General features: G+C 27.2%; 10 protein-coding genes. 9 read left to right on the forward strand and 1 reads right to left on the reverse strand.

What is annotated here, in order from left to right; genetic code table 11:
• Positions 1 to 48 precede the first annotated feature (48 nt).
• The 6 genes from INR60_RS00330 (at position 49) to INR60_RS00355 (ending at position 9,287) form a co-directional block, all read left to right on the forward strand.
• On the forward strand, positions 49 to 1,284 hold the full coding sequence (locus INR60_RS00330; RefSeq protein ID WP_194189478.1) for a hypothetical protein: 1,236 nt from the start codon (positions 49 to 51) through the stop codon (positions 1,282 to 1,284).
• Between the two features lie 252 nt (positions 1,285 to 1,536).
• Positions 1,537 to 3,540 carry an FtsX-like permease family protein gene (locus INR60_RS00335; RefSeq protein ID WP_194189479.1) on the forward strand — a complete coding sequence of 668 codons (2,004 nt, stop codon included), beginning with the start codon at positions 1,537 to 1,539 and terminating at the stop codon, positions 3,538 to 3,540.
• Positions 3,541 to 3,565: 25 nt separating this feature from the next.
• Entirely contained in the window at positions 3,566 to 4,321 is a 756-nt protein-coding gene (locus INR60_RS00340; RefSeq protein WP_194189480.1) for an ABC transporter ATP-binding protein, read from the forward strand.
• A gap of 2 nt (positions 4,322 to 4,323) precedes the next feature.
• Positions 4,324 to 6,351, forward strand: a complete 2,028-nt coding sequence (locus tag INR60_RS00345) for an FtsX-like permease family protein (RefSeq protein ID WP_194189481.1) — start codon at positions 4,324 to 4,326, stop codon at positions 6,349 to 6,351.
• A gap of 174 nt (positions 6,352 to 6,525) precedes the next feature.
• Entirely contained in the window at positions 6,526 to 7,284 is a 759-nt protein-coding gene (locus tag INR60_RS00350; protein ID WP_194189482.1) for an ABC transporter ATP-binding protein, read from the forward strand.
• Complete coding sequence (locus INR60_RS00355) at positions 7,284 to 9,287, forward strand: FtsX-like permease family protein (protein ID WP_194189483.1); 2,004 nt, start codon at positions 7,284 to 7,286, stop codon at positions 9,285 to 9,287. The genes INR60_RS00350 and INR60_RS00355 overlap by 1 nt, the downstream gene beginning before the upstream one ends.
• A gap of 285 nt (positions 9,288 to 9,572) precedes the next feature.
• Here INR60_RS00355 and INR60_RS00360 read toward each other — a convergent pair whose 3' ends face one another.
• Entirely contained in the window at positions 9,573 to 10,388 is an 816-nt protein-coding gene (locus INR60_RS00360; protein WP_194189484.1) for an IS1/IS1595 family N-terminal zinc-binding domain-containing protein, read from the reverse strand.
• A gap of 329 nt (positions 10,389 to 10,717) precedes the next feature.
• On the opposite strand from INR60_RS00360, the gene INR60_RS00365 reads away from it, so the two are divergent.
• The 3 genes from INR60_RS00365 (at position 10,718) to INR60_RS00375 (ending at position 13,476) form a co-directional block, all read left to right on the forward strand.
• Positions 10,718 to 11,437, forward strand: a complete 720-nt coding sequence (locus INR60_RS00365; RefSeq protein WP_194189485.1) for a GerMN domain-containing protein — start codon at positions 10,718 to 10,720, stop codon at positions 11,435 to 11,437.
• 211 nt (positions 11,438 to 11,648) lie between these two features.
• Positions 11,649 to 12,935, forward strand: a complete 1,287-nt coding sequence (gene brnQ, locus INR60_RS00370) for a branched-chain amino acid transport system II carrier protein (RefSeq protein WP_194189486.1) — start codon at positions 11,649 to 11,651, stop codon at positions 12,933 to 12,935.
• A 124-nt stretch (positions 12,936 to 13,059) separates the two neighbouring features.
• On the forward strand, positions 13,060 to 13,476 hold the full coding sequence (locus tag INR60_RS00375; RefSeq protein WP_194189487.1) for a hypothetical protein: 417 nt from the start codon (positions 13,060 to 13,062) through the stop codon (positions 13,474 to 13,476).
• Positions 13,477 to 13,577 lie beyond the last annotated feature (101 nt).

Genomic DNA, 13,577 nt, shown 5'->3' on the forward strand with positions numbered 1-13,577 from the left:
GTGGAAAAAAATGCTTTAAAATAAAAACAAAGGAAATAGGGGGAACAAATGAAACGTAAAAAAATAATTAGTATAATACTAGCTTCAGTTATGATTGCATCGGTTATTACAGGGTGCGGAAAGGATAAAGAAGCTGCAGTCCCAAATGATGTAAAAAGTGCAGAAGTTCAAAATGAAGTTAATTTAGATCAGAAAAAAGATGAAACTAAAAAAGATACAGATAAGAAAAATAACGAAGTAAATGTATCATCTGAAAAATCGGAAAGTAATGAGAAAACTAAAATTTATAAAGAACCGGCATTAGAAGTTAAAAATAGTTATAGTAGAAGTTATAAAAATGATTTAAATGATATTCCTGTAAAGAAAAGTATTTCTACAATTAAAGTAAATGCAGAAGTAAAAACTAAAGAGGTATCAAATAAATTTAATTCTAAAGATGAAAATATAAATAATGATAATAAAGTTGAAGTGAAAAATGAAAATAAAATTGATGATGGAGTTTTAAATAAAACTTCAAATAAAGATAATCCAAAAGATATTACTGAAACATCTAAAAGAAATCCTGAAGGTGATAGATCAAATGAACTAGCTGAAAAAGATAAGCTAAATAATATAAATAAAAAATATATGTCAGCAGAAGTGTTTGGAGGGGAGGAGGAGAGAACTCCAAACCTTTATGAATGTTTAGGGTTAATATTTGGATTTGATGCTGGCGAAGAACTAAATGGATATACTATTGAAATAGGTGAGTACGATAGAGGAACACGTACAAGCGCATGCATAGATGGTGATAAAATAATTTTAAATGTAGATTTATATGACGGATCTGATAGAGAAGTAATAGAAAATGCCATAAATAAAGCTTTAAAAAATGTAAAGGTAGATCAAAGATTAAAATTGCGAGGAAATTTTAAACCATTAGATGAATTTATTAAAGAAGGTGCTCTAAAAGAAGCGGATGTTCCGGAGTTTGTAAAAAAATTTGGAAAGATAAGTATCCAAGGCGGTAAGTACGGAAGAAGACCGGCAAGTTTAGCGTTTTTAGGGTATGTTATTTCTATAAGCGAAGGTAAATCTTTAAATGGTTATAATTTTGAAACAGGTAAAATAACAGAGGGTACTAAAACGGCAGTTAAAATTAAAGGTAAATCAATAATAATAGATATAGATTTAGTTAAATGCAGTGAAACTAAAGAAAAATTACAAGAAGAAATAAATAAAGCAATAGAGATGACAGGAAAACCACAGCGTGTAGAATTATCAGGCGCTTTAATTGCAAGTTAAATATTAAAAAAAGATAGCTTTTTGATACAATCCAATTTAAATTGGATTGTGTCATTTAGCTATCTTTTTTTGTTTCTTACAAAAATGAAAGATAAATGTAATAAAGATAAATATGGACTTTTCAAAAAAAATTATATTATGTATATGACGATTGGGAAGTCACTAAGAGGAGGGATAACTTAAAAGAGTAATATTAAGTTTTAAAAGAAACAATATGATTAATGTGATTAATTAGTCATTTGGGAGGACGAAATGTATTTTAAGTTAGCAATAAGTAATGTAAGAAAAAGTTTTAAAGATTACTTTGTATATTTTCTTACATTGACACTTGGAGTTTGTATATTTTATGCTTTTAATTCTATTGGAGACCAGAGTTTATTTAATAATGCAGGAGAAAAGACATTCGGCTATATTAAATTGTTAAACGATTTGACATCAGGAATATCAGTTTTCGTTTCATTTATACTTGGAGGCTTAATTGTGTATGCTAATAAATTCTTAATTAAGAAACGAAAAAAAGAATTAGGGGTATATATGACTCTAGGAATGAGAAAAAAGAATATTTCAAGGATATTAACGTATGAAACTTTTTTAGTTGGAGCAATATCATTGATTGGGGGGCTTTTAATTGGAATAGTTTTATCTCAAATTATTTCAGTTATATCTACAAGTATTTTTGAAATACAGGTAGATAAATATAACTTCATAATATCAGTTAGTTCAATAATAAAAACAATCATATATTTCGGCATAATATTTGTTTTTGTAATTGTATTTAATGTAATTTCAATATCAAAATATAAGTTAATAGATTTATTGATAGAAGAGAAAAAAGGTGAAAAGTTTAAAATAAAAAATCAATTTGTTATTTTTATTTTATTTGTTTTGTCGGTAATAATTATATTTATTGCTTATAAATTAATATTAAAAGTAGGATTAGATTTAGAAGCTATAGAATTTCCAATTTCAATATTACTTGGGATAATTGGAACTATTCTTTTGTTTTTTAGCTTAACAGGTTCAATGATATATCTAATTAAAAAGAATAAGAAAATTTATTTTATAGGTCTAAATAGTTTTATTTTAAGAGGCATAAATAACAAAATAAATACGAACTTTATTTCTATGGCAGTTATAACATTGATGTTATCTTTAACATGTGTATCTTTAGTAGCGAGTTTTAGTATTAAAAGTAGTTATGATAAAGCGATAAGAAAAGTAACTCCTTATGATTTGTCATTGACGGGAGAATTAAAATATAAAGAATCTACTTATAGTATTTTAAAAAGTATCTTTAAAGAAGATATAGATTTAAATAAATCAAAAATAGTTTCAATAGATATTTATAAATTAAAAGATATTAGGTTAAAGAAAATTGTTGAAAATGCTACAGGAACAGATACTACTATTGATAGAAGTGTAATAACTTCTGCGATTAAACTAAGTGATTATAATAAAATAAAAGAATTCAATAAACAAGAAAAAGAACATTTAAATAAAGATGAAATATTAGTTACATCAAATTCAGATGATTTAGATAATTTTATAAATGAACTTTTAAAAACTAAAACAAAAATACAGGTAAATGGACATAATTATAAGATGAAAAATGAAAAGGTTATTGATGAATCATTTAATAGTACAGGATTAAATAGTAATAGATTTACAATAGTACTTCCAGATAGTTCATTAAAAGGTTTAAAAGCAAGTGAAACAGATATTAATTTAGATCTAAATAATGAAGAATTATTAAAGGTTAAAAATATATTTGATAAAGATGGTATATTTTTTAAAAGCAAAAATGGTAACAACTTTTATGGAGTAACTAAGGAGGATGCTATAAAAGATAATAATGAAAATATGGCTGTAATAACATTTATAGCGATTTATATAGGTATAGTATTTTTAATAGCAAGCACCGCTGTACTTTCACTTCAACAATTATTAGAAGCAACAGATAGCATAGATAGATATTCAGCTTTAAAAAGAATAGGTACTCCAAAAAAAATGATAAATAAATCAATACTAATTCAAATGAGTATTTTCTTTGGATTACCACTTTTGGTAGCTTCAATACATTCAATCATAGGGATTAGTGCAATTAATAAAAGCATTTTTGTGGATAATAGTTCGCTTATAAGCACGACAACTACATTTATAGCTTTAGTAGTTTTAGCTATATATTTTGGATATTTTTACCTAACATATATCGGTTATAAAAATACTATAAATATACTTTTGAAAAGTAGAAAGTAATTAACAAAAGAGAAGGAGAATAAAAATGAAAAATATATTAGAAGTTAAAAATATAGAGAAAATTTATGGAAATAAAGAAAATAGGACAATGGCTTTAAAGGGAGTAAGCTTTGATGTAAGAGAAGGTGAGTTTGTCGGAATAATGGGACCTTCAGGAAGCGGTAAAACAACACTTCTTAACTGTATATCAACTATTGACACAGTAACGACTGGCCAAATTTTATTAGATGGTGAAGATGAAACTAAATTAAAAGGAAGAAAACTTGAAGAGTTTAGACGTGATAAGTTAGGGTTTATATTTCAAGATTATAACCTTTTAGATACTTTAACAATCTACGAAAATATAGCTTTGGCGCTTACAATTCAAGGTAAAAAACCAAGAGAAATAGATAAAAAAGTAAAAGAGATAGCAAAAAGACTTGGAATTGATGCAATGCTAAATAAATTTCCATATCAAGTATCAGGAGGGCAAAAGCAAAGGGTAGCTTGTGCTAGAGCTATAGTTACAGAGCCAAACGTAGTTTTAGCAGACGAACCTACAGGAGCACTTGATTCAAAATCAGCAAGAAAACTACTTGAAAGTTTTGAGAGCATAAACAAAGAGTTACAAGCTACAATACTTATGGTTACACATGATGGATTCACAGCAAGTTATGCAAACAGAATTTTATTTATAAAAGACGGAAGTCTTTTTAAAGAATTAATAAAAGGAAATAAAACTAGAAAAGAATTCTTTGATGAGATTATGGATACAGTAACTCTTCTAGGTGAGGAGGCTTAAAAATGTATTTTAAATTAGCACTTGGAAACATAAAAAAGAGTTTTAAAGATTATTCAATATACTTTTTAACACTTACTTTAGGTGTTTGTATATTCTATGCATTTAACTCTATAGGAGATCAAAAGGCATTTACAGATATGGCTGAAAACAAAGCTCAATATGCAAAGCTTCTTCAAGCTCTAATAGGAGCGACATCTATATTTATTACAATAATTTTAGGTGGTTTAATAATTTATGCAAATAACTTCTTAGTTAAAAAACGTAAAAAAGAACTAGGGGTTTATATGACTCTTGGTATGAGCAAAGGGAAAATATCTAGAATTTTAACTTATGAAACAATATTAGTTGGGATAATATCATTAATAGTAGGGCTTTTAGTAGGTTTTGGTTTATCACAGTTAATATCAGTTTTTGCATCAAAATTATTTACATTTACAGTTAGTAATTATAGCTTCTTTATATCTGTAAGTGCAATAATTGAAACTACAATTGCATTTAGTACAGTATTTATTATAGTTATGATATTTAATTCACTTTCTATTTCTAAGTACAAACTTATAGATATATTAAATGCATCTAAAAAGAATGAAAACATAAAAATAAAAAGCCCTATAAAAAATGCTATTATTTTTATAGTTTCAGCTTGCATTTTAGCTTTAGCATATAAACTTGTTTTTAAAGCTGGACTTAATACTGAAAAAATAGAATTTAAAGTATCTATAGTACTTGGAATAATATCTACATTAGGTATATTCTTTAGCTTATCAGGGTTCTTTTTAAACTTAATTCAAAAGAACAAAAATATATATTTAAAGAAATTAAATATATTTACCTTAAGACAAATAAACAGTAAGATTAATACTAATTTTATATCAATGACAGTTATTTCACTTATGTTATTTTTAACTATAGTAACTTTATCAACTGGATTAAGCTTTAAAAAGTCAGTAGAGAGTGATTTTGAGAACGCTACACCGTTTGATATATCATCATCAGTTTATTGTAGAGATGGAAGTGAAGATATCTCTATAAAAGAATCTTTAGATAAAGAAGGCTTTAAGATAAACCCAGAAGATAAAGCAGCTTTCTATAGTATTTATACTATACCGGATATGGTAATGACAGATTATATATCTTCAAATAAAAAAGATAGCGAAGCAGAAAAACAATATAAAGATATGAAATTTAAAGGTAGAGCAATTGGGATTACTGATTATAATAATATAAGAAAGATTGAAGACAAGGAGCCGATATCTTTAGATAATGATAAAATATTAGTAACTTCAAATATTTCAGAATTTAAAGATTCAATAAACAGTCTTATAGAAAATAAAAAGAAAATAAAAGTTTCAGGAAAAGAATATGGAATTCAAAACAAAGAAGTAATAAATCAAGAATTCTTAAGTCTCGGATTTGCAGAAAATAATTTAACTGTAATAGTTCCAGACAATGCAATAAAAGGTTTAAAGCTAGACAGTAAAAGAATGGCTGTAAATTTACACAAGAAAAATGATGAAAAAGAATCAGAAAGATATAGTAATCTTTTTGATAAGTTCAAAAAAGAAGCAGATAAAACTAATAGTAGACAATATATTTCAGGGCACACAAAAATAGAAGTATATGATCAATCTGTTGCATCAACAAGTACAATTTTATTTATAGCTATATACTTAGGGATTATATTCTTAATAACTAGTACAGCGGTACTTGCACTTCAACAGCTTTCAGAAGCAAATGATAGCATTAGTAGATATAAATCATTAAGAAGAATAGGTGTAGATGGGAGTATGATTGATAAATCAATATTTACTCAAGTTAGTATTTACTTTGGATTACCTCTTATAATGGCATTAATCCACTCTGTAGTTGGAATAAATGTTGTAAATAAATATTTAACATCAGGTAACCAAGCTGATATTGGAGTATCATCTTTAATTACCACAGCATTAATGGTAGCTGTTTATGGAGCATACTTTATAGCAACATATTTAGGATATAAAGGAACTGTTAAAAATAGTTTCAAAAAATAAATAGTTAAAATAATTACTATATAAAAGTAAGGATATTAGGGTTCTAATATCCTTATTTTTATATATGATACCTTACAAAATTGAAAGGTAACTGTAAGGTATTTAAATATGATTAAAGCATAAAAGGGAGTATTATAATATACATAGAGAACGAAACGTAAGGGGAGTTAAATTATGAAAAACATTTTAGAAGTTAAGGATATAGAAAAATTTTATGGAAACAAAGATAACATAACTAGAGCATTAAAGGGAGTAAGCTTTGATGTAAGAGAAGGTGAATTTGTTGGAATAATGGGACCTTCAGGAAGTGGTAAAACAACACTTCTTAACTGCATATCAACTATTGACACAGTAACAAGAGGTCAAATACTATTAGATGGTGAAGACGAAACTAAATTAAAAGGAAGAAAACTTGAAGAATTTAGACGTGATAAGTTAGGATTTATATTCCAAGATTATAATCTTTTAGACACTTTAACAATATACGAAAATATAGCATTAGCGCTTACAATTCAAGGTAAAAAGCCAAGAGAAATAGATAGAAAAGTTAGAGATATAGCAAAAAGACTTGGAATTGATGCAATGCTAAATAAATTTCCATACCAAGTATCTGGAGGACAAAAGCAAAGGGTTGCTTGCGCTAGAGCGATAGTTACAGAACCTAACGTAGTTTTAGCAGACGAACCTACAGGAGCACTTGATTCAAAATCAGCAAGAAAACTACTTGAAAGTTTTGAGAGCATAAACAAAGAATTAAATGCTACAATACTTATGGTTACACATGATGGATTCACAGCAAGTTATGCAAATAGAATTTTATTTATAAAAGATGGTAAGCTATTTAAAGAACTAGTAAAAGGAAACAAAACTAGAAAAGAATTCTTTGATGAAATTATGGATACAGTAACTCTTCTAGGGGAGGGAGAAATCTAATGTACTTAAAATTAGCGATAGGAAACGTAAGAAAGAGTTTTAAAGACTATTCAATATACTTTTTAACACTTACCTTAGGTGTTTGTATATTCTATGCCTTTAACTCAGTAGGAGATCAGAAAGCATTTTCTGATATGGCATCAAGTAAGGCGCAATACATACAGCTATTGCAACAACTTATATCAGGTGTTTCAATATTTATTTCATTCATTTTAGGTGGACTAATACTTTATGCAAATAACTTTTTAGTTAAAAAGCGTAAAAAAGAGCTTGGAGTTTATATGACTTTAGGTATGAAAAAAAGTAATATTGCAAAAATATTAACTTACGAAACAGCAGTAGTTGGTATTTTTTCGTTAGTAGTGGGACTTATAGTAGGGATAGGACTTTCTCAGGTAATATCATTATTTGCAGCAAAATTATTTACAGTTTCACTTAGTGAATATAAATTTTTATTATCAGTAGATGCCATAGTCAAAACGGTTATATACTTTGGAATAATATTCGTATTAGTTATGATATTTAACTCAGTTGTTATTTCAAAATACAAGCTTATTGATATGTTAACAGCAGCAAGAAAAAGTGAAAATATTAAGGTTAAGAGTCCTATAGTAAATGGAATTATATTTATAATTTCAATAGCTTTATTAGCAGTAGCATATAGTTTTGTAATTAAGGCAGGGCTTAACCCATCAGACTTTAAATTTAAGTTATCTATAGTGTTTGGAGTAGTTGCAACGCTAGGAATATTCTTTAGTTTAGCAGGATTTGTTTTAAACTTAATTCAAAAAAATAAAAATGTATATTTAAAAGGATTAAATATATTTACTTTAAGACAAATAAATAGCAAAATAAATACTAACTTTATTTCAATGACAGTAATTTCACTTATGTTATTTTTAACAATTGGTACGTTATCAACAGGACTAAGCTTTAAGAATGCTTTAGAAAAAGGATTAGAAAAAACTACGCCATATGGAGCTAGTATAACTTCTTTCCAAGATAGAGATGGATCAATACCTAGTATATCAAAAAATCTTAAAAAGGCAGGAATAAATTTAGGATCAAATGATAAGCAAGTAACTTTTAATGAATATTATTTAGAGGGTACACCAAGTATAGATATAGTTGGTAAATATATAGCTGATGGCACAGTTAAAAAGACTTTAGAAGAAAATAAGATGCCGGTGATGGCTATAACTATAACTTCTTTTAATCAATTAAGAGGTTTACAAGGAAAAGAAGGAATAAATCTTGAAGAAGGAAAAGTTTTAGTTTCTTCTGAGAAAAAAGAAATAATAGATGCTTTAGAAAAAGCATCAAATGAGAAGATAAAAATAGATGGAAAAGATTATTCGATTCAAAATAAAGAAGTTATAAATGAAGGGTTTGAAAGTACAGTAATGGAATCAAATATACTAACATTAATTGTTCCAGATAACGTTGTTAAAAATATAAAACCTTCTTCTGAAATAATGAACATAAACTTTGCTGATAAAGGGGATGAGGCTAAAGCTCAAACTACATTTACAGCAATTAGAGATGGTAAAATCAAGAACATTGATTTTATAAATGGAATGACAAGAACAGAGATTTATAATCAAAGTAATGGTATGACAAGTACAATACTATTTATAGGAATATATCTTGGAATAATATTCTTAATTACTAGTACAGCTATTTTAGCACTTCAACAATTATCAGAAGCTAGCGATAGTTTAGAAAGATATAAATCGTTAAGAAGAATTGGTGTTTCAGAGGGTATGATAAACAAAGCTATATTTAAGCAAGTAAGCATATACTTTGGATTACCACTTATAGTTGCTTTAATGCACTCAGTTGTTGCGATTAAAGTTGTCAATGACTTCCTTTCATTATTTAACAAACCAGATATAGGTATGTCATCATTACTAACTGTTGTAATAATGGTTGTAGTATACGGAGGATATTTCGTTGCTACATATGTAGGCTATAGAAGCACTGTTAAAAATGGAATTAAATAAATTTTTAAAAGATCACTCTGAAAAGGAGTGGTCTTTTTTTATTTGGGAATAAATAGAATTCAGCCTGCGGTTATAACTAAATATAAAAATTTAAAAAAACTACACCATTGTTACGAGATATTATTGGTACAAGGGATTTTTGCTATATTTGGTTAAATTTTTAATATTTTGGACAAGTAAAAATTATTAAGACATGCTTTATAAAATGATTAAATGTGGACAAGTAGAATAGCTAAGGGTGAGTTATCAAAATATAATTATACTAGGACTAATATATAATGAAAATTAAAGCACTTTAACACAAAAAATCGAGCTTATTAAATTAGATAAAACAGTATGTTTTTCATAAGATCCCTCATAAATATAAACAAACCAATTTAAATAAACCTGAAGATACTTTGTAGCAACGCTTCTAAATCTTCTAAGCCATCTTCTCAAATTCAATATAAAATTGGAGCAGTTACTAAGCAAAATTTCACTTTCTTCTCTAGAGATTTCTAATTCTTTCTTTTTATGAAGAAAGTAGTTTAATTTTTTTGATACAAGATAAGAAAACCTATCTTTTCCTGGCAGGAAATAAGTGTTAAATACAGGTTTAAACTCATTTAATAAATTCTCTATAGATTCTTTTGTAGGGCTCATAGAATCAAAGGATATCTTAGCTAGAGAGTAATTATTTTTATTTATAGTAGTAGCTACAAAGATATTTTTTCTTCTAGAAATAGTGCAAATGGGGGGAATCTTTTGCCCCTTAAAGTTTTCTAAAAACTTAGTATGTCTCATAGCTGTAACTATATGAGTTCTTCTAGAAGCTGTATAAGTTCCGATATGCTTTAAGATTTTATGTCTCCACCTAAAAGAAGTTTCTATGCAAATATCTAGTTTATCTGCGCAATCTCGTATTGTGGCACCAGATAACATAAGACGAGTATATTTGTCCCAAAGGTCAACACTCTTTCTAGTGTTATGCCAAACAAGTCCAGTTCCTTCGTTAAAGGTTTTAAGACAATCTTTGCATTGATACCTTTGGACATTCCTATATTTCCCGTATTTAATAAAGTGTTTTGAATTGCAATGTGGACAAGTAGATGTATGTACCATAATCTCACCTCGAAAAATTCTTGAAAATTTTATATATTTTGATTATGGACATAAAAAAATGCCTTTATTCAGGTGATTTTAGTAAAATACCAACAAGGAAGCAAAACAATGTTGTAGGGGAGTTTATACTATGTGTTAACCTACAAGCAAAAATATAGAAATTTATTTAATGTCGAAAATAAATGTAGAAGTTTAATAATTATTAAAAATATAGAAAAGAATCATAAAAGCAACTATTTAGTTCGTAAAAGTACAATATTTTAATAAAAAATAGAACTGGATATGATAAATTATTTTTATAAAATATATAATTTTTTCTGGGGGGAAGTATGAGAAAAATATTTTTAATAACGGTTTTAGCGTCTTTAACTTTATTTGTAGGATGTACAAATAAAGAAGAACAAATATCTATAGCTGAAAAAATTGAGATTTCAGATACTACGGAAAAAGAAAATAAAGAAAAAGAGCAATTAAAAGAAGATATTTCTAAAAAGAGTGATGCAGAGACTAATACGAAAAGCAAAGAAGAGCTAGATAAAGCTGAACCAAAAAAAGAAAAATTAAAAAAAGAATCAACACCTGTAAAAAAAGCGACGGCAAAAGAAGAATCAAAAGTTAGTGGAAAAGTAGAAAAACCAATACAAAAACCAGTAGAAAATCCAAAAAACAAAATTATCCCAATTACGTTACATCTATATAATGTTGAAAAGGATATTTGGATTACTGAAAAGTCAGAAGCTAATTTAGATAGACTAAAGGATATTGTTATTAAATTAAGAAATCATCCATTAGTTGGACTTTCAAAAAATGTAGGAGTTTCAAGCGTTACTGTAAAAGAAAGAGTGGCGACGGTTGATATGGGAAAAGAATTTAATAACCCACAACATAATACTTCTGCGGGAAGTACTGCTAAGATTTTTTCCATAGTTAATACTCTTTGTTTAAATAAAGAACTTGGAATTGATAAAGTTATGTTTTTAATCGAAGGTAAAAGAGTTCAAGAACTTGGTAATTATAGTGGTGATACAGTCTTTACACCGAGTTTTTAGAAAAGATAGTTAAAAATGAATATAATAGATTAATATTTGGTAAGGGTTAAAATTATAAAATTTATAATTTTAACCTTTTTATTTACAAATCAATCGAAAAAAGTTGAAAAAAATTTAAAGAGTGAGTATAATAGTGCATAATTATTAAGGGATTATTAATAAGCAAAGGAAAAAATGAAATTAATTCAAAACAGAGAGATGGGGTTATATTATGAAAAAGAACAAAGATATACTAATAGTTGGATTTGCACTCTTCTCTATATTTTTTGGTGCAGGAAACTTAATTTTCCCACCATTTATAGGTCTTACATCAGGTAGCAGTTGGGGAACTAGCTTCTTAGGATTTATAGTAGCAGATGTTGGTATAATATTTTTATCAATTTTAGCTGTTGCAAAGAGCGGATCACTTCAAGGCGTTGTAGGAAGAGCCGGAAAGAAATTTGGAATAACTTTAGAAATATTAATGATGTTATGCCTTGGGCCTATGCTTGTAGTTCCAAGAACAGCAGCAACAACATTTGAAATGAGTATAAAACCTTTATTTGGTGGATTTAATCCTATGGTATTTTCAATAATATTCTTTATTTTAGTACTGATTTTAAGCATTAAGCCAAATAAAGTTATGGACATAATAGGAAAGTTTTTAACACCGATATTACTTGTAGCATTAGCATTTTTAATTATAAAAGGAATAGTTTCACCTATAGGTACATTGGAAAATGTAGGTTCTAATGAGTTATTTGTTACAGGATTAACTCAAGGATATCAAACAATGGATGCGCTAGGGATTGGTGGAATAGTTGCACTTGTTATTACTGCTTTTAGAAATAAGGGATACGGAAATAACGAATTACTAGGACTTACAACTAAATCAGCCCTTATAGCTTGTGTTGGACTTGCTTTAGTTTATGGGGGGCTTACTTATTTAGGAGCTACAGCTTCAGGATTATATGATACAAGTGTTTCTCAAACAGCTTTATTAGTAAACATTACACATCAATTATTAGGTACAACAGGCACTATGATACTTGCTATAGTAGTGGGATTTGCTTGTTTAACTACAGCAGTAGGATTAACTTCAGTTACAGCTAAATATTTTGAAGATGTAACTAAAGGAAAATTAAAGTACCAAGTTATAGTTATTATTATTTGCTTATTCAGTGCAGTTATGTCAAACTTAGGCGTAGACACTATAATTCAAATTGCAGTACCGATTTTAAGTTTAATATACCCAGTATCAATAGTATTAGTTGTTATGAATTTATTTAAAGGTGTATTTACTAGAGATGTAACTTATAAAGGGGCTGCGTATGTAACTCTTATAATTAGTCTTTTAACAGTTTTAAATAATTATGGATTAAACTTTGAGTTTGTAAACAAACTTCCTTTATCAGGACTAGGATTAAATTGGGTTGTACCTGCAATTTTAGGTGGATTATTTGCTACAATAGTATTTAGAAGCAAAGTTCCAAACACTAAAATTAACTTTAATAATTAAATTGGTAGTTAAATCTGGGCTTTTAGCCCAGATTTTTTTTATTTCTTGAAAAAACATTTGCAAATGGACAAAATTTGTCCAAAACAATAAATATAATTAAATAGGGAGTGAGAGGAGGGATTTGATGAATAGACTAAAGATAAAAAAGAATGATTTGAATGGTGTTTCAAATTATAAGATAGAATTAGAAAAGATGCAAAATGAAATAAAGAAGCATCCTTTAGGAGTCGATATATACATTAGATTATTTAATTCGATTAACGCTTTAAACGAGCTAGAAAAAAACTTGCTCTATAACTTAATAAAATTAATAGATGGAAAAGAAAAAGAAATCTTAGGGTATATTAATTTTATGAAGCTTAACTATAAAGATGGAATAGAATTAAATGAAAAAGATTTAAGGAATATATCAAATATAAAGAAGAGCTTAAGGATTTTAATTAAAGAGAAATTACTTTTACTAGATGATAAAGAGAAAACAATTCTGATACCTGAGATAGTGGTAGTTAATAAGGAACTTTTATTAAAAGAAGACATTTAAATATAACTAGACTAGGATTTTTAATAAGTTGCCAAATATATTAAAATAGACAAGATATGTCCATGTAAATATATATAATATATATTGAAACGGGGGGAGAT

The sequence above is a fragment of the Clostridium chrysemydis genome (assembly GCF_015234215.1).
GTDB lineage: Bacteria > Bacillota > Clostridia > Clostridiales > Clostridiaceae > Clostridium > Clostridium chrysemydis.